Source organism: Citromicrobium sp. JLT1363 (assembly GCF_000186705.1).
Classification (GTDB): domain Bacteria; phylum Pseudomonadota; class Alphaproteobacteria; order Sphingomonadales; family Sphingomonadaceae; genus Alteriqipengyuania.
The window spans coordinates 45,221-66,073 of sequence record NZ_AEUE01000004.1 but is presented as its reverse complement, the minus strand read 5'-3'; the positions used below and the strand labels follow the sequence as shown (position 1 = coordinate 66,073).

Genomic DNA, 20,853 nt, shown 5'->3' with positions numbered 1-20,853 from the left:
ATCCCAAAAGGGGCTTAACCACGAAGTAGGGTTAACAGGAGCTTATTTTGCACATCTGTGCCGCGCAGGCGCTTTTTCGTCTAGCCGGTCAGGCGAGTTCCACCGGGTGAACATCGTAGCCCGCGCCCCGCATGTCGGCGATCAGCGCGTCGACCTGGCTCTTGTTGCGCGCCTCGCATTCGATGTCGGTGATCAGACCCTTGGCGGGCAGCTTCGTGAACACGCGCTGGTGATAGACCTCGATGATGTTGACGTTGTGCCGTTCGAACAGGCTGACGACCTTGTGCAGCGCGCCCGGCTGGTCCTTCAGCGCGATCCGCAAACGGGCCAGCCGCCCTTCCCGCGCAAGGTTGCGCAGCAGCACGGTGGCCAGCAAGCGCGAGTCGATATTGCCCCCGCACAGCGGTAGCCCCACCTTCTTGCCGGCGAACTTGCTCTTGTTGGCAAGCACCGCGGCCAGTCCCGCCGCGCCCGCACCTTCGACGACAGTCTTTTCGATCTGGAGCAACAGCGCGACCGCCGATTCGAGCTCTGGCTCCCCCACCAGCAGGATCTCGTCGACCCGTTTCTCGATAATCGCGCGGGTGAACTTGCCCGGCTCCTTCACCGCGATCCCTTCGGCCAGCGTATCGCCGCCCTCGGGCATCGGCTCCCCGGTGAGCGCATGGTGCATCGAGGGAAACAGCGCCGCCTCGACACCGACCACGCTCATGTCGGGATTGAGCGCGCGCGCCACGGTGGACATGCCGCTCATCAGGCCGCCACCGCCGATCGGCACGACAAGACAATCGAGATCGGGCTTCTCTTCCAGCATTTCGAGCGCGACCGTGCCCGCCCCTGCCGCCACGTCCGGATCGTCGAACGGATGGACGAAGGTCAGCCCGCGCTCCTGCTCCAGCGCGCGCGCGTGCGCGTAGGCTTCATCGAAGGTCTGCCCTTCCAGCACCACATTGCCGCCCACGCTTTCTGTCTGCATCACCTTCACCGCGGGGGTCGTCTTCGGCATCACGATGGTAACCGGAACGCCCAGCCGGGTCCCGTGGTAGGACAGGCCCTGGCTGTGGTTGCCCGCCGACGCCGCGATCACGCCGCGCGCGCGGCGTTCCTCGCTCAGCAGCAGCAGCGCGTTGAGTGCGCCACGTTCCTTGTAGGCGGCAGTGAACTGCAGGTTCTCGAACTTGAGCCAGATTTCCGCCCCCGCAATATCCGAGAGGGTCTGCGATTTCAGCATCGGCGTACGGACCACCGCGCCTTCGATCCGCGCCTGGGCGGCGCGCACATCATCGATGGTCAACTGGTCGAGCGGATCGGGAACCTGGCTAGTCATGCGCGGGGGCCTATCCTCGCTTGCCGCGACCCGCAATATAATGCGTGGTCTTGTGCGAAAAGTTGCGCATCGGGCCCCATTGGCACGCAGGCGCGTTGGCACTAGGCCCGCTGCCGCCCCTCTACGACAACAAGAAGACGCCCGCTTCATGACGTTTCGCTCCCTGATCGCCGCTGCAATCGCGCCGCTCTTCGCGGCCCTGCTGGCAGGCCCCGCCCATGCAGACGTACTGATAGAGAATGTGGATGGCATCCGGATCGACGAGGATGGCGATCTCGACCGCTTTACCGCGCTTTGGGTGGATGACGACGGCACGATCATCGAAGTGCTGGACAAGGGCGACAAGCGCCCCGAACGCCCGACCTACCTTTCCGACATGGAAGGCCGCGTGATCGTGCCGGGCATGATCGATGCGCATCTGCACGTGATGGGTATCGGCTTCGGCGCGCTGACCCTCGACCTGTCGCAGACCAGTTCGCTCGAAGAGGCGCTCGCCCTGATTGCCGAGTTCGCGCAGGCGAACCCCGGGCGGCCCTGGATTCTGGGCCGCGGCTGGAATCAGGAGAAATGGGGGCTGGGACGCTTCCCTACCGCAGAGGAGCTGGACAGCGCCGTCAGCGACCGCCCGGCGTTCCTGGAACGCGTGGACGGTCATGCGGGATGGGCCAATTCGCGCGCCATCGAAATGGCCGAGATTACCGGCAAGACCAAGAATCCCGCTGGCGGCAGGATCGAACGCGACGCCAGCGGGGCACCCAGCGGGGTGTTCGTCGACGCCGCGGCCGAGCTGGTCCAGAAGGTCGTTCCCGCCCCGCGGCCGGTGGACCGGGACGCAGCCCTGTACGAGGCGCAGAACATTCTGTTGTCGCAGGGAATAACCGCCGTCGCCGATATGGGGACGACGCTGCTCGACTGGCAGACCTATCGCCGTGCGGGCGATTCGGGCCGCCTGCGCATGCGGATCATGTCCTATGCCGCCGGGATCGAGGATATGGAGGTGATCGGCGGGACCGGGCCGACCCCGTGGCTTTACGAGGATCGTCTGCGACTGAACGGGGTGAAGCTCTATCTCGACGGCGCGCTGGGATCGCGCGGTGCCTGGCTCAAGGCGCCCTACACGGACGATGCGGACAATACCGGCCTCCCCCTGCTGACCGACACCCAGCTGCGCAACAAGATGAGCCGTGCCGCGATGGAGAATTATCAGGTTGCGGTCCACGCAATCGGCGATGCCGCCAATGCCGAGGCTCTGGCCGCTATCGAGGAATTGTCGGAAAGCTATCGCGGTGACCGGCGCTGGCGAATCGAGCATGCGCAGATCGTCGACCCGGCGGACATCGAACGCTTCGGGAAGTACGGCATCATCGCCTCTGTCCAGCCTGTCCACCAGACATCCGACAGGCTGATGGCCGAAGCGCGGCTGGGGCCGGAGCGTCTGCCGGGCGCCTATCCCTGGGCAAGCCTGAAGGATGCTGGCGCCCGACTGGCCCTGGGGTCGGACGCTCCTGTCGAGCGCGCCGCCCCCTTCGTGGGCATGGCGGTCGCCATGACCCGGATCGATGGCGATGGCATGCCGCCCGGCGGCTGGATGGCTCGGGAACGCCTCTCGCGCATGGCTGCCTGGCGTGGCTTTACCGCCGATGCGGCTTTTGCCGGCTTTGCGGAGGGGCGCTTCGGCAGGCTGGTCGAGGGCGAACGCGCCGATTTCGTGGTGATCGACCGGGATATTGCGCGCGCCAGCCCGCAGGCGATTCGCGAAACCCGTGTGCTGGAGACCTGGATCGCGGGGAAGCAGGTCTACCGGCGGGGCGATTGACCGCGACCCCCACACCGCCTGTCGCCCCAACCCCTTGCAGGTAATCAAATTTTCATAGAGGGTTTCTATCCGCAGGGCCGGATTTGGAAAGTTCCGCAAGCGGTTTCCGGGGAACCCCTCGGCCACCGGGAAGTTGGCCATTGGATAGCAGGTTCCAGAGGCCGCTTTTTGAGGCGTTGCCGATAGGCAACATGATGGAAACTGAGAGCATTTTTTTGGAATTGTGGGTTGCAAATCCCGGCAAATGAAACCATTAGCAGCCCAAGCCGTATACAAGTTACTCGAACAAAAAACGCCGAAATCCCGCAAGGAGACGTTAATTATGAAGATTCGCACTCTGGCCGTTGCTGCCGCAGCCATGTCGCTTGCTTCGGCCCCGGCGGTCGCAGAAATCAGCCTTGATCGCTCGGCTGCTCCCGTCGAAGACGAAAGCGAAATCGGCGCGGCGGCTGGCGTTCTCGGCGCCCTCGCTCTGGCGGGTGTCGTGTACGCGATCGTCGAAGCGACGGACGACGAAGACACGAGCGACGTCAGCTTGTAAGTTTTCGTTCCGAGCGAACGGAATTTGGAAAGGCCCCCGGTTTCGGGGGCCTTTTTCATTTGGGTCAGGATGGCGCATTTGCGCAGCCAGCTTTCGGCCCACCCTGACTGAGGCTCTAACCAACTGATTTCGAGTAGTTTCTCCCTCAGCGCCCGGAACATCCGGGCAGATGAATGAATTGGACAAGTGACGGATCAGAAAATCCGTGCGCCGCAGCCGGTGGCTGCGGGCCAAACATTTCCGAAGGGGCCGTTTTATGAAACTACGCAATCTTGCCATTGGCGCAGCTGCAATGTCGCTCGCTGCCGCTCCCGCAATCGCCGAAATCGACCTCGACCGCGCAACTGCACCTGTAGAAGGTGAAAGCGAAGTCGGTGAAGCTGTCTATGGTGTCGCAGGCCTGGCCGCCTTGGCCACGGTACTCGTACTCGTCACCACCGACGACGACGAGCAGGAGGATGTCAGCCTCTAACGGCTGCACCTTTACCTGGAAATCTCGGAGGGCCCCCTGTTCGGGGGCCTTTCTCGTTTGGGCGCGGATCTACCCTGCCGAGGCAGATCCAGTCTCGGCGTGACGGCTGCCAGCCCACGGCAGGATCAGACCGTTTCGGACGCCTCTCCGCTTTCTTCGGTCTGATCCTGCCGTCGCCGATTGAGGATCAGCATGACCAGCAGCGATCCCTCGAACAGGATATAGAGCGGTCCGGCAAGGATCAGCTGGGACCCCGGATCGGGCGGCGTCACGATCGCAGCTACCGCCACCACCCCCACAATCACATAGCGCCGCATCTTCACCAGGGAGGCGCGCGTAATCAGCCCCGCGCGTTCCAGCAGCAGCAGCAGGACCGGCAGCAGGAAGCATATCCCGAAGGCCAGGATGAACTGCATCACCAGGCTGAGATAGTCCCCTGCGCTGGGCAGCGCCTCGATCGGGATGCCACCCGCATCGCCGCGAAAGCCCAGAAACCAGCGGAAGGCAGTGGGCATGACCACGAAATAGGCCAGGCTCGCCCCCGCAATGAACAGGATCGGCGTGGCGACAAGGAACGGCAGAAAAGCCCGCTTCTCGCGCGCGTAAAGCCCCGGAGCCACGAAGGCCCACATCTGGTTGGCGATGATCGGGAAGCTGACGCAGAAAGCCGCGAACAGCGCGACCTTCAGCTCCACGAAGAACACCTCGGGCAGCTTGGTGTAGATCAGCCGCGCCTCGCCCTCGCCAAATGCGTCCTGCAACGGCTGGGCGAGGAATGCGAGAATATCGTTAGCGAAATAGAAGCAGACGCCGAAACTGACCGCGAGCACGAATACAGAGCGCAGCAGGCGCCCGCGCAGCTCGATCAGGTGGTCCATCAGGGGGGCCTGCGTCTCGTCGAGGTCGCGCAACACTCCCATGGTCAGGCGCCCTCGTCCCTTGCGGTGCCGCGGCCATCCGCCTTGGGGTCACGTTCGCTCCTGCCCAGCGGCAATTGCGGCTCGTCGGCCTCGTCGGCCTCGCCGGATGGCGTATCGGGCGCCGCCATGCGCGCTTCTGCGGAGGCCGCGTACGGTCCACTGGTGTCGGGTGCGGGATCGTCCGCATCGGGATCGTGGACGCCCGGCCCTGCGGCGGCCTCCCGCTCATCCTCGCCCGGAGCTTTCGGCGGAAGCGGCGTCATTTCATCGCCCGGATGCGCGCGCATGATTTCAGCGTTACGCTCCTTCCACTTCTTCTCCATTTCGTCCATTTCCGCCTCGCGGACCATCGCATCGATCCCGGCGCGGAAATGGCCGGACACGCGGCGAATCTGTCCGATCCAGCGCCCTGCGGTGCGCAGCGCCAGCGGCATGTCCTTGGGCCCGATCACGAGGATCGCGACCACTGCAATCACGAGCAGTTCGGCGGCGCCGATATCGAACATGGGGTCAGGCGCCTTGCCGGATCAGGATGGGCGGTCGCCGGTCTCGGCCGGTTTGCTCTCGCTCACGCTCTCGTCGGCGGGCTTGGCTTCATGGGCCGGCCCTTCGATGCGCGGGGCGGGCTTGTCCGCTTCCTTTCCGTCGTCGTCGTTGAGGCCTTTCTTGAAGCTGCTGACGCCCTTGCCGAAATCGCCCATCATCTCCGAAATACGCCCGCGCCCGAAGAGCACGAGCACGACGAGTGCAACGATGAGAATCTGCCAGATACCGATTTGACCGAACATAAGTGCCTCTGTGTGACGTTACCAATGCCTATAGGGATTGCGCGGCGCGACTTCCAGCCGCCACCGCATGATGCCGCAATTCGACGGGCGAGAGCCGATCAGGCTTCGTCGGGGCGTTCCTGATCAGCTTCGTCCGCCATTTCCGCCGCGAACGCCTCTTCCACGGGATCGAGCATGCCGGTGGCGCGCAATTCGTCGATACCCGGCAGATCGCGCCGCGATTCGAGGCCGAAATGGCGCAGGAACTCAGGTGTGGTGGCATAGATCACCGGGCGGCCGGGCACTTCGCGGCGGCCAGCGGGTTTCACCCAACCCGCCTCCATGAGCACATCGAGCGTGCCGCCGGAGGTCTGCACACCGCGAATCGATTCGATCTCGGCCCGGCTGACGGGTTCGTGATAGGCGACAATCGCCAGCACCTCGGTCGCCGCGCGGCTGAGCTTGCGTAGCGATTCGCGCTCCTTGCGCAAAAGGTGTGCACAATCGGGCGCAGTCTGGAAATGCCAGCGCTTGCCCCGCTCCACCAGGTTGATGCCGCGCGGCGCGTAGAACTGCGCAAGCCGGGCCAGAGCATCGCGCACGGCGCCCTTGTCCACATCGCCCAGATGGCTGGCCAGCTGGTCGATGGTCAGCGCATCCTCTGCCGCGAACAGCGCCGCTTCCAACGCTCGGTCGAGGCTTTCCGGCTCACCGCTCATGCCGGAGCCTGCTGGCGCCGCCGCCGCAACCGCAGCGGGCCGAAAATATCGTCCTGTGCAAGGTCGGCCCGGCCGGTCCGCGCCAGTTCGAGCGCGGCGACGAAGCTGCTGGCCATGGCGGACTTGCGCAGGCGCGGGTCGGCGGTAGCGGGCAGGAAATCTTCCAGCACCATCCAGTCCAGCGTAACGCCCAGCATGGAGGAAACGCGGTCCAGCGCGCTCTCCAGCGTCATCACCTGCCTGTCGCGCACGGTGTGGAGCGCGGGCGCGTTGCGCGCCTTTACCTGCCCGTAGGCCCGGACCAGATCGTACCAGTCCGCCTGCCAGGCAATCGTGCGATGCGTGCGCAGGCCTTCCGGGCTGCCGCGCAGGAAGACATCCCGGCCCAGCCGGTCGCGCCCCATCAGCCGCCCCGCGGCCTCCCGCATGGCGCCCAGCCGCTGCAGCCGCAGGTGCAGGCGCAGCGCAAGCTCTTCCGGGCTCGGGTCTTCCTGCTCGTCCTTGGGCAGCAATAGGCTCGACTTGAGATAGGCGAGCCACGCGGCCATCACGAGGTAATCCGCCGCCACCTCCAGCTTGAGCTGCTCGGCCCCGTCGAGGAATTCGAGATACTGGTCCACCAGCGCGAGGATGGAAATCTCGCGCAGGTCCACCTTCTGCTTGCGCGCCAGCTCCAGCAGCAGATCGAGCGGGCCTTCCCATCCTTCCAGCGCCAGATGAAGCGCGCCGTCGTCTGGCGCACCCGGCGCCGCCACTCCGCCCCATTCGGCATCGTCGGACCCGTCGAAGCCGAGCACCGTTCCGCCTTCGGGCAGATCGATCACGGTTCCAGCCCGGCAGCGGTGAACAGCGCATCGCGCATGCCGCACAGCGCCCCGATATCCGCGCGTTCGGCGGGCACGGACACGCTGGCAAGCGCATTCTCCAGCCGGGCCGCGCTCAGTTCCCGAATAGGTCCGCACGCGTCGACGATGCCTGCCATATCGTCCATCTTGCCCCAGCAGTTGAGCACGATATCGCAGCCCGCCTCCAGCGAGCGGACAGCACGTTCAGGGATCGATCCGTCGAGCGCCTGCATGTCGATATCGTCGGTCAGCAGCAGGCCGGCAAAGCCGATCCGCTGGCGAATAATGTTCTCCACCACCCATGCGGACTGCGTTGCGGGCCGATCGGCATCCCATTCGGTGAAGACGATATGCGCAGTCATGCCGATGGTCGCGCGTTCCGCGAGACTGGCGAAGGGGGCAATGTCCGCCGCGAGCTCCGCATCCCCGGCATCGACGCGGGGCAGTTCCTTGTGCGAATCGCATGTGGCCCGCCCGTGGCCGGGCATGTGCTTGAGACAGCCCACGACGCCACCGGCCGCCATCCCATCGAGGATCGCGCGCCCCAGCGCGGCGACCTGCATCGGCTCTGCGCCCAGCGCGCGGTCTCCGATCACATCGTCGGTCTCGGGCCGGGCGACATCGCAGGGTGCGTGGAAATCGACCGTGACGCCCGCCCTCGCCAGCTCGGTGGCCATCGCCTCGCTGTTCAGCCGCATCGCCTCGATCGCCGAAGCGGGGGCGATCTCGTACAATGCGGCGAACCGCGCAGGCGCCGGCCACTTGCGCCATTCCGGCGGGCCGAGCCGGGCGACGCGGCCGCCTTCCTGATCGATCGAGACCAGCAGGTGCTCGCGCCCGTGAATCTCGCGCAGACTGTCGGTGAGGCGGCGCAGCTGCTCCGGCGTGTCGCAATTGCGCTTGAACAGGATGTAGCCCGCAGGATCGGCTTCGCGGAAGAATGCCCGCTCATCGGCGGTCAGTTCGGGGCCGGAACAGCCGAAGATTGCTGGGGTCATGATGGCTGCGAAGCTGGCAAGAAAGCGCGCCCGCCGCAAGCATGGGCCGGCGCGCCATGGTGGATACTCTCTCGCTAGCAGATGCGGGAGGGGACCGGACGAGCCCCTGCCCGCCCGGTCTTATCCATCAGCGCTTGATCTGCGCTGCGATTCCGTCCGCTTCCAGCGCGTCGGCAAGGCGACGCGCAGCCGCCATGTCGCCCGGCAGCGCCTGAAGGCGGTACACCGTGCCGATATCGGCCTGGCCCTGCACGATGCGGTACTCGACGCCGGACAGCGCGTCGGTCCGGCTGCGGATCTGGCGCCATCCCTCTTCGGCTGCTGCCTTGTCGAAATAGGCGCCGACCTGCACCGCTATCCTGTTGTCCTTCGCGGGAGGCGTGCTCTGCGTATCCTGCGTCGGTGCGGCGGCCTCTTCTTGCTTCGCGGGTTCGGAGGCGATGGGCTCCGGCGTGGCCGATCCTTCCGCCAGCCGTCCCTCGCGGCTTTCCCCCTCCCCAACGGCAGGGGCCATGTCGCCGGTGCCTTCGAAGGTCTTGCCACCCGGATCATCGGGCCGTTCCTTGTACGGGGTATCGGGCGCCTCGATCGTGCTGCCGTCCGCTTCCGGCGCGCCACTGCCATCGCGATTGGTGAAGTACCAGATTCCGCCGACCAGCAGGGCGAGCACCAGCAGGCCCAGCACTACGAAACCGGTCACGCGCCAAGCGTCGACGCTCTCGATATCGTCGTAATCGGAGGATTCGAGCCATGGGAGCGCGTCGTCATCGCTCACCAGGCCAAGATCGCCCGCGTCGTAGGCAGGATCTTCGCTCTCGGCCACATCCGCTTCGTCGTGAGGTTCGACCGTGCCGCCCTCGTCCGCGTCCCTGTCCAGCGCGAATGCCGGAGCAGCATCGCCGCTCTCGTCTTCGGCGGCTGCTTCGGCCTCACCAGCCTCGGCTATGTCGGCATCCGTGGTAGCGGAATCGTTGTCCGACGCCTCGACCGGAGAGTTTCCCCCATCCTCGCGATCGTCCCGATCGGTCATCCTTACATCTCCTCGACGGCCTCCACCCCGAGGAGACCCAGTCCATTGCGGATAACCTGACCTATTTGTGCGACCAAATAAAGTCTCGCACCGCTAAGCTTGGGGTCCTGTGTCAGGATGACCCTTTTTGCAGGATCATCGTTGCCGGCGTTCCAGAATGCGTGGAAGGCCGCCGCAAGATCATACAGATAGAAGGCGATACGATGCGGCTCGCGCGCCTGCGCCGCCGCTTCGACCACGCGCGGGTACTGCGCGGCGAGCTTGACCAGCGCCACATCCTCCGGCCCCAGCGCATCCAGCGCCTCGTCCGAGGGCGCGAGGTTTTCCTCCGCCGCCTTGCGCATCGTGGAGCGGATACGCGCATGCGCGTATTGCACGTAGAAGACCGGGTTATCCTTCGATGCCTCGACCACCTTGGCGAAGTCGAAGTCCATCTGCGCCTCGGGCTTGCGGGTCAGCATGGTGAAGCGCACGACATCCTTGCCGACTTCGTCCACCACATCCGCCAGCGTCACGAAATTGCCCGAACGCTTGGACATCTTCACCGGCTCGCCGTCGCGCATCAGCTGGACCATCTGGACCAGCTTGACGTCGAATGGGATCGGCTTGCCCTGCCCTTGCGAGAGCGCGGCGACAGCGGCCTTGATCCGCTTGACCGTGCCCGCATGGTCGGCACCCCAGATGTCGATCAGCGCATCGGCATTCTCGGCCTTCTGCATGTGATAGGCGAGATCGGCGCCGAAATAGGTCCAGCTGCCGTCCGACTTCCTGATCGGGCGATCCTGATCGTCGCCGAACTGGGTGGAACGGAACAGCGGCAGCTCGACCGGCTCCCAGTCGTCGGGCGTCTTGCCCTTGGGCTTCTCCAGCTCGCCATCATAGACGAGGCCCTGTTCGCGCAGCCATTTCTCAGCCTCGGCGGGCTTTCCGGCGGCCTGCAGCTCGGCCTCCGAGGCAAACACGTCGTGCGCGATGCCGAGCTTGGCGAGATCGGCGCGGATCAGGTCCATCATCGCCGCGACCGCGCGGGGGCGGAACAGCGCCAGCCATTCGCTCTCCGGCGCAGCGGCATATTTATCCCCGAATTCCTCGGCCAGCGCCTTGCCGACCGGGATCAGATATTCGCCGGGATAGAGCCCTTCTGGAATCTCGCCCACGCTTTCGCCCAGCGCCTCGCGGTACCGCACGTGGGCCGAGCGCGCGAGCACATCGACCTGCCCGCCCGCATCGTTGACGTAATATTCGCGCGTGACCTGATGGCCCGTCGCATCGAGCAGGCTCGCCAGCGCATCGCCCACCACCGCGCCGCGGCAGTGGCCCATGTGCATCGGGCCGGTGGGGTTGGCGGAGACATACTCCACGTTCACCCGGCTGCCCGCGCCCATCGCGGAGCGTCCGTAACCCTCACCCAGCGCGCCGATCGCGCGCACTTCGTCGACCCAGGCGCGATCCGCGATGCGCAGGTTGATGAAGCCCGGGCCCGCGATTTCGGCGGCCTCGATATCGGGCTCCCGATTGAGATGCTCGACGATCTGCTCCGCCAGCGCGCGCGGATTGGTCTTCGCGGGCTTGGCGAGCACCATCGCCGCGTTCGTCGCGATATCGCCGTGTGAGGGATCGCGCGGGGGCTCCACGGCGACATTGGCGCGCGAAACGCCGGGCGGAAGCGCGCCCTCCATCTCGAGCGCGGAGAGCACGGCATCGATCCGCTCGGCATAGGCGGCGTAGATCGTCTGGGTATCGGGGGTTTTCGTCTGGGCCATGGCGCGCCCGCTTAACCGGTTTGGCGGCGCGAGCAAGGCTTCGCGCCCGCCCACACCCCATTCGTGCGATCAGCGGGTGGCGTTGTAGGCCAGCTGCTCTTCGGACAGCTGGAAGCCGACCAGCAGTTCGAAGCTCGCGGCCTGCACCGCCGCACGCACCTGCGGGTCCGCCAGCGGATCGAGCGCGGCGTCTGCGTCGCCCGCCGTGCGCTTGCGGGTAATCCGGTCGCGCACGTCCTCGGGAAGGGTCGCATCGGCGCGGTTGATGAAGGCACCCGCCTGCCCCTGGCCCACGGCGCGGTCCTGACCGTCGGCAAAGGTCACGCTGACCGTCCCGACGCGCTTGGTGACGACGGAGCTGCCACCGCGCAGCACGACCGCGAAATAGGGCAGTTCGACCGTGCGGGCGCCGCGCGTATCGGCGCGGCTTGCATAAACATCGAACGTGGCGTTGGTGTAGATGCGATCGCCCTGCTCGTCGCAGGTCGTGCGAACATTGGTGATGTTCGCCTCTATATCCAGATCGCTGGCAAGACGGCTGTTCGGAGACCGGAAGGTAGTAATATCGCCGGTATAGTCCGGTACGCCGACAGCGGGGCACAGGCTGCGCAGGGCCGTCACACCCACCCCCTGGTTCACCACGAGGTCCCCCTCGCTGGAACAGGCAGCAAGGGTCAGCCCGGCAGCGGCAGGCAGGAGGAAGCGGGCGGCAGAATGCATCTTCGGTCTTTCCCTGATCGGTCTTCTCGTCAAACTCGCTCCGGCCACCTAGCGGCGCGGGAGCATAATGGCTAGATAGAGGCGCATGAACGCCGCCTTTCCCGCCACGCATCCGGCCACCGACGCAAAGTCGGATCGCCCGGGCCTGACCATCCTGATCGCCGCGCCCCGGGGTTTTTGCGCCGGTGTGGACCGTGCGATCGAGATCGTGGAGCGCGCTCTCGAGAAATACGGCAAGCCGGTCTATGTCAGGCACGAGATCGTGCACAACCGCTTCGTGGTGGACAGCCTGAAGGAAAAGGGCGCCATTTTCGTCGAAGAGCTGGACGAGGTGCCCGACGATGCGCCGGTCGTCTTCAGCGCCCATGGCGTACCCAAATCCGTGCCCGCCGAGGCGGAACGGCGCAAGCTGATGTATGTCGATGCCACGTGCCCGCTGGTCAGCAAGGTGCACCGCCAGGCGGAGCGCCAGCTGGAAAAGGACCGCCACATCATCTTCATCGGCCATGAAGGCCACCCGGAGGTGATCGGCACCATGGGCCAGGTGCCCGAGGGCCGCATGACCCTGGTGGAAACGGTGGAGGATGTGGCAACTCTGCCCTTCACCGAGGATGACGAGCTGTCCTTCCTCACCCAGACCACGCTTTCGGTCGACGATACGCATCACATCATCGAGGCGCTGGAAGCCCGCTATCCGCAGATCGTCGGGCCGAAGGCGGAAGACATCTGCTACGCAACCTCCAACCGGCAGGCCGCGGTCAAGGAACTCGCCCCCGGCAGCGATCTGGTGCTGGTGATCGGCGCGCCCAATTCGTCCAACTCGCTGCGGCTGGTCGAGGTGGCAGAGCGCTGCGGCACCACCGCGAAACTGATCCAGCGCGCCAGCGAGATACAGCCTGAATGGCTGGAAGGAGTCGGCACGGTCGGGCTGACGGCCGGGGCTTCGGCGCCTGAGATGCTGGTACGCGAAGTCGTCGACAAGCTGGCCGAGTGGCGGACGATTGACGAGCGCCCGATCCTCGTCACCGAAGAGAAGATGACCTTCAAGCTGCCGCGCCAGCTGGCCGACTAGGCCCGCCGGAGGACCCGGCCATGGCGGTCTATACCCACCTCAGCTCCTCCGAGATCACGGAGATCCTGTCTGCCTACGACGTGGGCAGCCTGCGTTCGGCCAAGGGCATTGCGGAAGGCGTTTCCAACAGCAACTGGCTGGTGGAAACCGTGCAGGATACCGCCGCGCGGCATTTCATCCTGACCGTGTTCGAAGCGCGCACCGAGGCGGAGGAACTGCCCTTCTTCCTCTCCCTGCTCGATCACCTTTCAGCACGCGGCCAGCCGGTGCCGCGCACGATCCACACGCGCGACGATGCGCGGATGATTACCATTCGCGGAAAGCCGGCGGCGCTGATCGAATTTTTACCGGGGATTTCCATCGACGAGCCCTCGCCGATCGAGGCCGGAGCTGTCGGGTCCGCGCTGGCGGGCCTGCACCGCGCGACCGGCGATTTCCCGGGCACACGGCGGTCCTCGCTGCCGCTGCGGACCTGTATGGATATGCTTCGCGCCCATGCGGACCGGTTCGACGAAATCGACCCCGAGCTATCGCGCCTGCTGCCCGATTGCGGAGCCAGCCTGCTGCGCGACTGGCCCTCTGGCCTGCCCGAAGGCATCATCCACGCCGATCTGTTTCCCGATAACGTGCTGTTCGTGAATGGCGCGGTGACGGGGCTGATCGATTTCTATTTCGCCTGCACCGGAATGCTTGCCTTCGATCTGGCGGTGACGCACGCCGCGTGGAGCTTCACCGCGAAAGATAATGCCTTCCGCCCGCAGATCGGTACGGCGCTGATGCAGGGTTACGAAGCATCGCGCGCGCTCTCGCCAGCCGAGCGACAGGCGCTGCCGATCCTTGCACAGGCCGCGTGCCTGCGGTTCGTCGCCACCCGCGTGGAAGACTGGTTCGCCACGCCCGCGGACGGACTGGTGCGCCGCAAGGACCCGATGCAATTCGTGCGCAGGCTTGCATTCTACCGGGAGCAGGGCGAAGCCGCGTTCCGGACCTAGATGGGCATTTCATGAGCGACGTACAGATTTTTACCGACGGGGCCTGCAAGGGCAATCCCGGCCCGGGCGGCTGGGGTGTTCTGCTGCGCAGGGGCGATACCGAGAAGGAATTGTCGGGCGCCGAAGGCAATACCACCAATAACCGGATGGAGATGACCGCCGCGATAGAGGGGCTGTCGGCGCTGAAACGCACCTGCGCGGTCGATCTCTATACCGACAGCAAGTACCTGATCGACGGTATCACCAAGTGGCTGCCCGGCTGGCAGAAACGCGGCTGGAAAACCGCGAGCAAGAAGCCCGTGAAAAACGAGGATCTGTGGCGCCGGCTGGCCGATCTGAACGCCCGCCACCGGGTAACCTGGCACTGGGTGAAGGGCCATTCGGGGCACGCCGAGAACGAGCGGGCAGACCAGCTCGCCAGCGACGCGGCCGACAGCATCCGCTAGCTACCCAAGGCTAGCTGTTGTCGACAACCTCGGCCGAAGGACCATTCGACTTGATCGAATCGATCGCATTCTGCGCACTGGCCTTGCTGGAATAGCCCTCGGTCGAAAACATGATCTCGGAATTGTACTTGAAGCGGACCCGATACTCGTCGGCCTTGTCACGGTAGATTTCGAAAGTGTGAGCCATCGCGCTTGTCCCCTTTGTTGCAATTGGCGGGTTGGAATCGGACAGCCCGGCTTAACAAATGCTAGCGCTCCCCTCTAGCCGAAACGCGCAGGCGAAAACCGCCCCGCATCGAGCGCAAGCGTCATCTCGTCGCGCTGAGCATCGCGCAGCACCTGCCCGGCAAGCCGCGCGGCAGCGGGCGCGGTCTGTATGCCGAAGCCGCCCTGCCCGGCGAACCAGAAGAAACCGGGTGCGCGGGCATCCCACCCGATCACCGGCTTGCGATCGGGCGCAAAGCTTCTCAGGCCTGCCCAGGTCCGTTCCAGCTTGACCGGTTCGGCGTCGAGCACCCGTGCGAAGATATCGAGCGCTTGCGCCACCGCCAGTTCCTCGGGCGCGGCGTCGGATGGCGGAACGGGCGTTTCATCGTGCGGGCTGAACCACATCGCGTTTGCGCTTTCCGGCTTGAAATAGAACGCGCCCGAAATGTCGAGCGTCAGCGGCCCGGTGCGCGGCAGGGGCGGATCGGCACGGACCTGCAGCATGGTGCGCTGGAGCGGCTGGATGGAGAGTGGGCGCGCCCCGGCAAGCTTCGCAACTTCGTCCGCCCAGGCCCCCGACGCATTGGCAAGCGCACCCACGCGCCATTCGCGGCCGTCTGCAGAGCGCAGCCGCCAACCGCCTCCCTCACGCTCGATGCTCTCGATCCGTGCGCGCGTGACCAGTTCCACACCGGCGGCGCTGGCGGCCTTCAGGTAATGCTGGTGGAGCCCGGCGACATCGATGTCCGCACAATGCGGCTGCCAGATCGCCTCGCTCCATTCCGCGTGAAGGCTGGGCACATGGGCCTGCGCCGCGGCTGAGGGCAAGCGCTCGAACCGCGCGCCGCTATCCGCGAACCGTGCCTCGAACGCATCGAGTTTCGCGCGGTCTTCGCTGCGCCCGATATAAAGCGCCCCGCGCGGGCTCAGGAAACCGCCATCGCGCAGGTAAGCCTCCGACGCGCGGCTCAGCGGCACGATTTCGGGACCGCCGTAGCATTCCTCCCAGAAAGCCGCAGAACGCCCGGTGGTATGATAACCCGGCATCTCCTCCGCTTCGAGGAGGAGGACACGCAGGTGACCGCCCACCTCGGCCGCAAGGCTCGCGCCTGCCATCCCGGCACCGATAATCGCTAGGTCGAAATTCGCCATTGCTGCAAGCTAGGTGCTTCGCGGCGCTTTGCGATCGAGGAAGTCGGCAATTCCGTCCATCGCGCGGGTGCGCACGCGGTCTTCTTCGCGGAAAATCTCGTGATGCGCTTCATCGCCGAATTGCAGCACCTCGCCATAGGGAAGCCGTTGGCCTGCACGCTCGATAGCGTCCCATGCCACCAGCTGATCGTTGGTGGTGCCGAACAGCAGCACCGGCGTCTCGACCGCCTCCAGCGCGCCCTTCGCCTCGATTATGCGCATCGATTCAATGGCGGCGGCGACCCAGCCCCAGCTGGCCGGACCCATGGCCACCTCGGGCCGTTCGTCGCGCCACCACAGCTCGTCCTCGTAGCGGTCGGGATCGTGCGTCAGCAGCGCGCCGCGATCTTCGGGCAGGGCGCCGGGCTTCTCGCTCGATTTCCAGGCGGGACGGCGCGGATCGCCCAACCGTGCGATACCCTTGGAAAGCGGTCCGAGCAGCCACAGCGGCCCCGGTGTGCCCACCAGGCCGAGCATCGGTGCCGAAAGCACCACCGCATCGGGATCGACCCGCTTTTCCACCAGCGCGCGCAGGACCAGATGCCCACCCATCGAATGGCCGATCAGGACATGCGGCCCCGGCGTTTCGGCCCGCCACGTGTTCCACAGGGTCGACAGATCGCGGGTCCAGATACCGAAATCCTCGATGTGGCCGGTATGCGGATCGCGCCCCAGCCGCTGCGAGGTGCCCTGCCCGCGCCAGTCGCTCGCCGTGACATGCCAGCCCTCACGCGACCATTGGTCCAGCGTTTCGAGGTACTTCTCGTAATGGTCGCCGCGCCCCGGAAGAAACAGGATCGACCCGCGCGGCCGCTCCTCCACGCCATCGCCTTTCCCCTCGGGCTGCCAGTCGATCCGCCTCAGCCTGGTGCCATCCGCTGCCTCCCAATGCCGCTCAACCGCAGCGGCGGGGATGGCGCGGCGATCGAACTGGGCGGCGGTATCCACTGGCATAGTCTGTCACTCCGGCGATCACAGTGGCTTGGTTACTTTTTGGTAAGCGCGAGCGCGTAGCAGGGGACCTCGAAGAGTAAAACCGGGGCCCAATCAATATGATCGATTACCTGCAATATGCACTGCTGATCGGGCTGGCAATCGCGCTGCTGATCGCGGCCATTACCGACATCAGGGCCCGCCGGATCGACAACTGGCTGACCGGCGCCGTGGCGCTGGGGGCGCCGCTGTTCTGGTGGGCAAGCGGCCTGTCCGTGTGGCCCGGCATTGCGCTTCAGTTCGGTGTCGCGCTGATCGCCTTCGCGATTCTGGCCGTCCTGTTCGCCATGCGGGCGATGGGGGGGGGCGACGTGAAGCTGCTGACCGCGCTCGCCCTGTGGATCGAGCCTGTTCTGTTCATGCAGCTGATCGTGCTGATGGCCCTGCTGGGCGGCGTGCTGACCCTGGTTCTGGGCTCGTGGCACATCATGCGGCGGCGCAAGGATCGGCTCGCCATTCCCTATGGCGTGGCGATCTCCGCCGCTGGCCTGTGGGTGCTGGCCGCGCACTACTTCCCTGCCGCAGGCGATGCCATCGGGCTCGCAGCGTGAACGGTCTGGGTGAACTCCATTTTAACCAATGATGCCATATCAGCGGCAACCATGCTGGCCGAAGGACGGCTTGCGAGCGATTTCTGGGGGACTGTTTAGTCATGGATAGGAAGAAGCTGGTTCTGTTGCTGGCTGCATTGGTCATTGCGGCAGGAACGGCCTTTATCGCCCGCAGCATGTTTGTCGGCTCCTCCGCACCGCAGGCTTCCGCCGCCGCCGCGCCCGCCGAGCCTACCGGCCCGCGCGTGCTGGTCGCCAACCGCAGCCTGCCCGTCGGCACGATCATCACCCAGGATGCGATCGCCTATCAGGCCTGGCCGACAGAGCTGGTGCAGGACGCCTATTTCATCGACGGAGAAGCGGACGTAGCCCAGCTTCTGGGCACCGTCGTGCGCTATCCCATCACCGCCGGAGAGCCGGTGACCCAGGGCGGCCTCGTCGCCCCGGGCGACCGCGGCTTTCTGGCCGCCGCGCTCGGCCCCGGCATGCGGGCCGTCACCGTGCCGGTCAACGCCAATACCGCCGTCGCCGGGTTCGTTTTCCCGGGCGACCGGATCGACCTGATGATGACCCACGATGCGGGCGGCCTGAAGGCCACCGAAACGATTTTGCGCAACCTGCGCGTGCTCGCCACCGATCAGTCGACCTCGCAGGCGACCGTCGACGGGCAGACCGCCGTGCGCACCTTCAGCACGGTCACGCTGGAAGTGACGCCCAAGATCGCCGAGAAGATCGCGGTCGCCCAGACGGTCGGCACGCTCAGCCTTTCGCTGCGTTCCATCGCGGACAACGCGAGCGACCTGGAACGTGCGCTGGCTTCCGGCGAAATCGCCATTCCCGACAATGCCACGCCCGAGGAGGAAGAGCGTCTGCTCGCCCGCGCGCGTGCCATGCCGAGCGACACCGTATCTTCCTACGTCACGGGCGCGGATGTTTCCCGCTTTGCGACCCGCACACGGCAGTCGCAGCAGCCCCCGCAGCAAAGCCAGCCCCAGCAGAGCGGCGACAACGCCCCGCCGGTACGGCTGCCGCCGGGCGTGTCCCTGCAGCCCGATGGGAGCGTGAAGATCGAAGCCGCGCAGTCCGGCCCCACCGTCCGCGTGATGCGGGGCCAGGACAGCACCAGCGTTGCCGCCGGCAAGACGGGGGGCGTGCGCACGGACACGGCACGCACAACCCAGATCGGGCGGGACTGAGCATGAAAAAGGCCAATATGATGAACGCCAAAGACAGTAACGCCACGCCAGGACGGAGCGTTCGCGCGCACCGCCGGCTGCGCCCGATGCTGCTCGGCGCCGCACTTCTGGGCACGCCGCTCGCCACGATACCCACGATGGCCGATGCACAATCCGTGGTTCGGCCCACGCAGGACATCGTCCTGTCGATCGGCAAGGGCGAACTCATCAACGTGCCCGGCTCGATGAGCGATGTGTTCATCGCGAACGACGCGATTGCGGACATTCAGATCAAATCGCAGCGCCAGCTCTACCTATTCGGCAAGTCCGGCGGGGAAACCACGGTCTACGCCAGCAATTCGGCTGGCGACGTGATCTGGGCGGCCAACATCCGCGTGGGATCGAACATCGGCAGCATCGACCAGATGCTGGCGCTTGCCATGCCGCAGGCGAAGGTTTCGGTTGCCACGATGGGCAGCAACACCGTGCTGCTGACCGGCACGGTCGCCAATCCGGAGGATGCATCAGAGGCAGAGCGCCTCGTGCAGGCCTTCCTGGGCGAGGAAACCAATGTGATCGCGCGGCTCACCACGGCGACCCCGCTGCAGGTCAACCTGCAGGTGCGCTTTGCCGAGGTCAGCCGCTCGCTCGTCCGTGCAATCGGCAGCAACATCTCCACCATCGACGGCAGCAATGGCTTCCAGTTCGGTGTCGGCACCGGTCGTCAGGTTGCAAGCAATGAATACGCCGTTGGTGGCCCGCTCGCCGTGGGCAACGGCGCGAGCGAAGTCGTGCGCGTGCTGCCCGACGGCACCGAGGTTCCCGGTCCGGCCGTCGGCACCGTGGGCAATGGAACCACGCTCGGTGCGTTCGGCAACCTGTTCGGCCTGAATATCCTGGGCGCGCTCGACCTTGCCGAGACAAACGGCCTCGTCACCACGCTTTCGGAGTTCAATCTCGCCGCGCTTTCGGGCGAAACCGCCGATTTCCTCGCCGGTGGCGAGTTTCCGGTCCCCATCAGCCAGGGCCTTGGCGCCACTTCGGTCGAATATCGCAATTACGGCGTGAAGCTGATCTACACGCCCACCGTGCTGGCCGACGGACGGATTTCGATCCGCGTCGCGCCGGAAGTGTCGGAATTGTCCTCGCAGGGGGCCGTCACGCTGAACGGTTTCCAGATTCCCGCCGTCACGGTCCGCAAGGCATCCACGACGCTGGAGCTGGGTTCGGGCCAGAGCTTCATGATCGCCGGCTTGATGACCAACAACGCCCAGAACTCGATCGACAAGGCCCCTGGCCTCGGCGACGTGCCGATCCTGGGCAACCTGTTCCGCTCGAGCAATTTCCGCAAGGGCGAGACCGAACTGGTCATCGTCATCACCCCATACCTGGTGAAGCCGGTCAACGGGAACGACATTCGCCTGCCGACCGACGGGTACAACAGCCCCAACGTCCTCAGCCAACAGTTCGGCTTCCAGGAAAATGCACGCGGCGACGGGCCCGACCGCCCCGTGCCCCGCGCCAGCGATCGCCAGTCCGCCGGACCGGCCATCTCGCAGGGCGATCAGGAGCGCACGCGCAGGGCTGGCAAGCCCGGCCGCAAGCAGCGCAGCGCCTCCGCCGCCCCCGGCTTCAGCATCAACAAGTGAGGGATCACCCCGCCATGACCAAGACGAAACGCATTCTTGCCGGTCTGTGTGCAAGCGCCCTCGCAGTATCGCTCGGCGCGTGCAGCGGCGAGATGAACCAGAGCCTCTACAGCACCAAGCAGCCGGTGGTGGAGCGCACGCACTATACGCTCGATCTTGCAGGGGGCCCCGGTGGTCTGCCCATTTCCGAACAGCGCAGGCTGGCGGGCTGGTTCGAAGCGCTCGACCTGGGATACGGCGACCGCGTCGCCATCGAGGAGGACACCGCCAGCGCCGCCACGATCGACAATGTCGGCGCCATCGTAGAACGCTACGGCATCATGCTGAGCGATCTGGCGCCGGTGACGGAAGGCTTCATCGAACCGGGCCGGACGCGCGTTATCGTCACCCGCTCGGTCGCAAGCGTACCCGGTTGCCCCGACTGGAGCGATACGTCCGACGCCAACTTCGCCAATGCGACCAGCCGCAATTACGGCTGCGCGACCAACAGTAATGTCGCCGCCATGGTCGCCAACCCGGAAGATCTGATCCGCGGCCAGGAAAGCACGGGCAACCCGGTCATCACCAGCTCCAACCGCGCGATCGACGCATATCGTGAAGGCAACCTTCCCGAAATCGCCACCGCCGGCGGTGGGCCGAACTAGGCGCGACAGGAAACG

The 20,853-nt window shown here is 65.7% G+C and carries 23 protein-coding genes; 10 read left to right on the top strand and 13 right to left on the bottom strand.

Annotated features, from left to right (window positions below; all coding sequences use genetic code 11):
* Positions 1–88: 88 nt before the first annotated feature.
* Positions 89–1,327: a threonine ammonia-lyase gene (locus tag ADAD_RS0107170; RefSeq protein WP_010411750.1), complete on the bottom strand. Its 1,239-nt coding sequence runs from the start codon at positions 1,325–1,327 to the stop codon at positions 89–91.
* A 148-nt stretch (positions 1,328–1,475) separates the two neighbouring features.
* Between ADAD_RS0107170 and ADAD_RS0107165 the strand changes: the two genes are divergently transcribed.
* The 3 genes from ADAD_RS0107165 (at position 1,476) to ADAD_RS0107155 (ending at position 4,156) form a co-directional block, all read left to right on the top strand.
* On the top strand, positions 1,476–3,143 hold the full coding sequence (locus ADAD_RS0107165) for an amidohydrolase (RefSeq protein WP_010411747.1): 1,668 nt from the start codon (positions 1,476–1,478) through the stop codon (positions 3,141–3,143).
* Positions 3,144–3,387: 244 nt separating this feature from the next.
* Positions 3,388–3,684, top strand: a complete 297-nt coding sequence (locus ADAD_RS0107160; protein ID WP_237700792.1) for a hypothetical protein — start codon at positions 3,388–3,390, stop codon at positions 3,682–3,684.
* Positions 3,685–3,940: 256 nt separating this feature from the next.
* On the top strand, positions 3,941–4,156 hold the full coding sequence (locus ADAD_RS0107155) for a hypothetical protein (RefSeq protein ID WP_029139975.1): 216 nt from the start codon (positions 3,941–3,943) through the stop codon (positions 4,154–4,156).
* A 125-nt stretch (positions 4,157–4,281) separates the two neighbouring features.
* On the opposite strand, the gene tatC is transcribed toward ADAD_RS0107155, so the two are convergent.
* The 9 genes from tatC to ADAD_RS0107110 all read right to left on the bottom strand — a co-directional run bounded on the left by tatC (position 4,282) and on the right by ADAD_RS0107110 (position 11,918).
* Complete coding sequence (gene tatC, locus ADAD_RS0107150; RefSeq protein WP_033193257.1) at positions 4,282–5,076, bottom strand: twin-arginine translocase subunit TatC; 795 nt, start codon at positions 5,074–5,076, stop codon at positions 4,282–4,284.
* 2 nt (positions 5,077–5,078) lie between these two features.
* The gene (tatB, locus tag ADAD_RS16350) at positions 5,079–5,582 is read right to left on the bottom strand and encodes a Sec-independent protein translocase protein TatB (protein ID WP_010411735.1); all 504 of its coding nucleotides are present in this window, start codon (positions 5,580–5,582) and stop codon (positions 5,079–5,081) included.
* A gap of 21 nt (positions 5,583–5,603) precedes the next feature.
* Positions 5,604–5,864, bottom strand: a complete 261-nt coding sequence (tatA, locus tag ADAD_RS0107140; RefSeq protein ID WP_010411733.1) for a twin-arginine translocase TatA/TatE family subunit — start codon at positions 5,862–5,864, stop codon at positions 5,604–5,606.
* A gap of 98 nt (positions 5,865–5,962) precedes the next feature.
* Positions 5,963–6,562 carry an SMC-Scp complex subunit ScpB gene (scpB, locus tag ADAD_RS0107135; RefSeq protein WP_029139973.1) on the bottom strand — a complete coding sequence of 200 codons (600 nt, stop codon included), beginning with the start codon at positions 6,560–6,562 and terminating at the stop codon, positions 5,963–5,965.
* Positions 6,559–7,386 (bottom strand): segregation/condensation protein A, encoded by an 828-nt coding sequence (locus tag ADAD_RS0107130; protein WP_010411727.1) that lies wholly within the window; start codon positions 7,384–7,386, stop codon positions 6,559–6,561. The genes scpB and ADAD_RS0107130 overlap by 4 nt, the downstream gene beginning before the upstream one ends.
* Positions 7,383–8,405: a beta-N-acetylhexosaminidase gene (nagZ, locus tag ADAD_RS0107125; protein WP_010411725.1), complete on the bottom strand. Its 1,023-nt coding sequence runs from the start codon at positions 8,403–8,405 to the stop codon at positions 7,383–7,385. The genes ADAD_RS0107130 and nagZ overlap by 4 nt, the downstream gene beginning before the upstream one ends.
* 127 nt (positions 8,406–8,532) lie before the next feature.
* Positions 8,533–9,435, bottom strand: a complete 903-nt coding sequence (locus ADAD_RS0107120; RefSeq protein ID WP_010411724.1) for an SPOR domain-containing protein — start codon at positions 9,433–9,435, stop codon at positions 8,533–8,535.
* Between the two features lie 2 nt (positions 9,436–9,437).
* Positions 9,438–11,198: an arginine--tRNA ligase gene (argS, locus tag ADAD_RS0107115; protein WP_010411721.1), complete on the bottom strand. Its 1,761-nt coding sequence runs from the start codon at positions 11,196–11,198 to the stop codon at positions 9,438–9,440.
* Between the two features lie 69 nt (positions 11,199–11,267).
* Positions 11,268–11,918: a hypothetical protein gene (locus tag ADAD_RS0107110; protein ID WP_010411719.1), complete on the bottom strand. Its 651-nt coding sequence runs from the start codon at positions 11,916–11,918 to the stop codon at positions 11,268–11,270.
* Positions 11,919–12,003: 85 nt separating this feature from the next.
* On the opposite strand from ADAD_RS0107110, the gene ispH reads away from it, so the two are divergent.
* Genes ispH through rnhA form a run of 3 tightly spaced genes read left to right on the top strand, consistent with a single transcriptional unit; the run spans position 12,004 to position 14,428 of the window.
* On the top strand, positions 12,004–12,990 hold the full coding sequence (gene ispH / locus ADAD_RS0107105; RefSeq protein WP_010411716.1) for a 4-hydroxy-3-methylbut-2-enyl diphosphate reductase: 987 nt from the start codon (positions 12,004–12,006) through the stop codon (positions 12,988–12,990).
* A gap of 20 nt (positions 12,991–13,010) precedes the next feature.
* Positions 13,011–13,982, top strand: a complete 972-nt coding sequence (gene thrB / locus ADAD_RS0107100; RefSeq protein WP_010411715.1) for a homoserine kinase — start codon at positions 13,011–13,013, stop codon at positions 13,980–13,982.
* An 11-nt stretch (positions 13,983–13,993) separates the two neighbouring features.
* Positions 13,994–14,428: a ribonuclease HI gene (gene rnhA, locus ADAD_RS0107095; protein ID WP_010411714.1), complete on the top strand. Its 435-nt coding sequence runs from the start codon at positions 13,994–13,996 to the stop codon at positions 14,426–14,428.
* Between the two features lie 10 nt (positions 14,429–14,438).
* On the opposite strand, the gene ADAD_RS16625 is transcribed toward rnhA, so the two are convergent.
* From ADAD_RS16625 to ADAD_RS0107080, 3 genes are all read right to left on the bottom strand, one after another.
* Positions 14,439–14,615: a YegP family protein gene (locus ADAD_RS16625; protein WP_010411712.1), complete on the bottom strand. Its 177-nt coding sequence runs from the start codon at positions 14,613–14,615 to the stop codon at positions 14,439–14,441.
* A 74-nt stretch (positions 14,616–14,689) separates the two neighbouring features.
* Positions 14,690–15,787, bottom strand: coding sequence for an NAD(P)/FAD-dependent oxidoreductase (locus ADAD_RS0107085; protein WP_010411710.1), 1,098 nt, complete (start codon positions 15,785–15,787; stop codon positions 14,690–14,692).
* A 9-nt stretch (positions 15,788–15,796) separates the two neighbouring features.
* A complete protein-coding gene (locus ADAD_RS0107080) occupies positions 15,797–16,780 on the bottom strand; it encodes an alpha/beta fold hydrolase (protein ID WP_029139972.1) in 984 nt (327 codons plus the stop codon).
* A gap of 98 nt (positions 16,781–16,878) precedes the next feature.
* Between ADAD_RS0107080 and ADAD_RS0107075 the strand changes: the two genes are divergently transcribed.
* From ADAD_RS0107075 to ADAD_RS0107060, 4 genes are all read left to right on the top strand, one after another.
* A complete protein-coding gene (locus ADAD_RS0107075) occupies positions 16,879–17,370 on the top strand; it encodes an A24 family peptidase (protein WP_010411707.1) in 492 nt (163 codons plus the stop codon).
* Positions 17,371–17,471: 101 nt separating this feature from the next.
* Positions 17,472–18,566 (top strand): Flp pilus assembly protein CpaB, encoded by a 1,095-nt coding sequence (gene cpaB, locus ADAD_RS0107070; protein WP_010411705.1) that lies wholly within the window; start codon positions 17,472–17,474, stop codon positions 18,564–18,566.
* 2 nt (positions 18,567–18,568) lie between these two features.
* A complete protein-coding gene (locus ADAD_RS0107065; RefSeq protein WP_010411703.1) occupies positions 18,569–20,194 on the top strand; it encodes a type II and III secretion system protein family protein in 1,626 nt (541 codons plus the stop codon).
* 14 nt (positions 20,195–20,208) lie between these two features.
* Entirely contained in the window at positions 20,209–20,838 is a 630-nt protein-coding gene (locus tag ADAD_RS0107060; protein ID WP_010411700.1) for a CpaD family pilus assembly protein, read from the top strand.
* Positions 20,839–20,853 lie beyond the last annotated feature (15 nt).

Excerpts from the sequence above, each read along its gene's own strand:
- ispH (WP_010411716.1), top strand. The coding sequence starts at position 12,004 with ATGAACGCCGCCTTTCCCGCCACGCATCCGGCCACCGACGCAAAGTCG.
- nagZ (WP_010411725.1), bottom strand. The coding sequence starts at position 8,405 with ATGACCCCAGCAATCTTCGGCTGTTCCGGCCCCGAACTGACCGCCGAT.
- tatA (WP_010411733.1), bottom strand. The coding sequence starts at position 5,864 with ATGTTCGGTCAAATCGGTATCTGGCAGATTCTCATCGTTGCACTCGTC.
- ADAD_RS0107110 (WP_010411719.1), bottom strand. The coding sequence starts at position 11,918 with ATGCATTCTGCCGCCCGCTTCCTCCTGCCTGCCGCTGCCGGGCTGACC.
- ADAD_RS0107085 (WP_010411710.1), bottom strand. The coding sequence starts at position 15,787 with ATGGCGAATTTCGACCTAGCGATTATCGGTGCCGGGATGGCAGGCGCG.
- ADAD_RS0107075 (WP_010411707.1), top strand. The coding sequence starts at position 16,879 with ATGATCGATTACCTGCAATATGCACTGCTGATCGGGCTGGCAATCGCG.
- rnhA (WP_010411714.1), top strand. The coding sequence starts at position 13,994 with ATGAGCGACGTACAGATTTTTACCGACGGGGCCTGCAAGGGCAATCCC.
- ADAD_RS0107165 (WP_010411747.1), top strand. The coding sequence starts at position 1,476 with ATGACGTTTCGCTCCCTGATCGCCGCTGCAATCGCGCCGCTCTTCGCG.
- argS (WP_010411721.1), bottom strand. The coding sequence starts at position 11,198 with ATGGCCCAGACGAAAACCCCCGATACCCAGACGATCTACGCCGCCTAT.
- tatB (WP_010411735.1), bottom strand. The coding sequence starts at position 5,582 with ATGTTCGATATCGGCGCCGCCGAACTGCTCGTGATTGCAGTGGTCGCG.
- cpaB (WP_010411705.1), top strand. The coding sequence starts at position 17,472 with ATGGATAGGAAGAAGCTGGTTCTGTTGCTGGCTGCATTGGTCATTGCG.
- thrB (WP_010411715.1), top strand. The coding sequence starts at position 13,011 with ATGGCGGTCTATACCCACCTCAGCTCCTCCGAGATCACGGAGATCCTG.
- ADAD_RS16625 (WP_010411712.1), bottom strand. The coding sequence starts at position 14,615 with ATGGCTCACACTTTCGAAATCTACCGTGACAAGGCCGACGAGTATCGG.
- ADAD_RS0107155 (WP_029139975.1), top strand. The coding sequence starts at position 3,941 with ATGAAACTACGCAATCTTGCCATTGGCGCAGCTGCAATGTCGCTCGCT.
- ADAD_RS0107060 (WP_010411700.1), top strand. The coding sequence starts at position 20,209 with ATGACCAAGACGAAACGCATTCTTGCCGGTCTGTGTGCAAGCGCCCTC.
- ADAD_RS0107160 (WP_237700792.1), top strand. The coding sequence starts at position 3,388 with ATGAAACCATTAGCAGCCCAAGCCGTATACAAGTTACTCGAACAAAAA.
- ADAD_RS0107080 (WP_029139972.1), bottom strand. The coding sequence starts at position 16,780 with ATGCCAGTGGATACCGCCGCCCAGTTCGATCGCCGCGCCATCCCCGCC.
- ADAD_RS0107065 (WP_010411703.1), top strand. The coding sequence starts at position 18,569 with ATGAAAAAGGCCAATATGATGAACGCCAAAGACAGTAACGCCACGCCA.
- ADAD_RS0107120 (WP_010411724.1), bottom strand. The coding sequence starts at position 9,435 with ATGACCGATCGGGACGATCGCGAGGATGGGGGAAACTCTCCGGTCGAG.
- ADAD_RS0107170 (WP_010411750.1), bottom strand. The coding sequence starts at position 1,327 with ATGACTAGCCAGGTTCCCGATCCGCTCGACCAGTTGACCATCGATGAT.
- scpB (WP_029139973.1), bottom strand. The coding sequence starts at position 6,562 with ATGAGCGGTGAGCCGGAAAGCCTCGACCGAGCGTTGGAAGCGGCGCTG.
- tatC (WP_033193257.1), bottom strand. The coding sequence starts at position 5,076 with ATGGGAGTGTTGCGCGACCTCGACGAGACGCAGGCCCCCCTGATGGAC.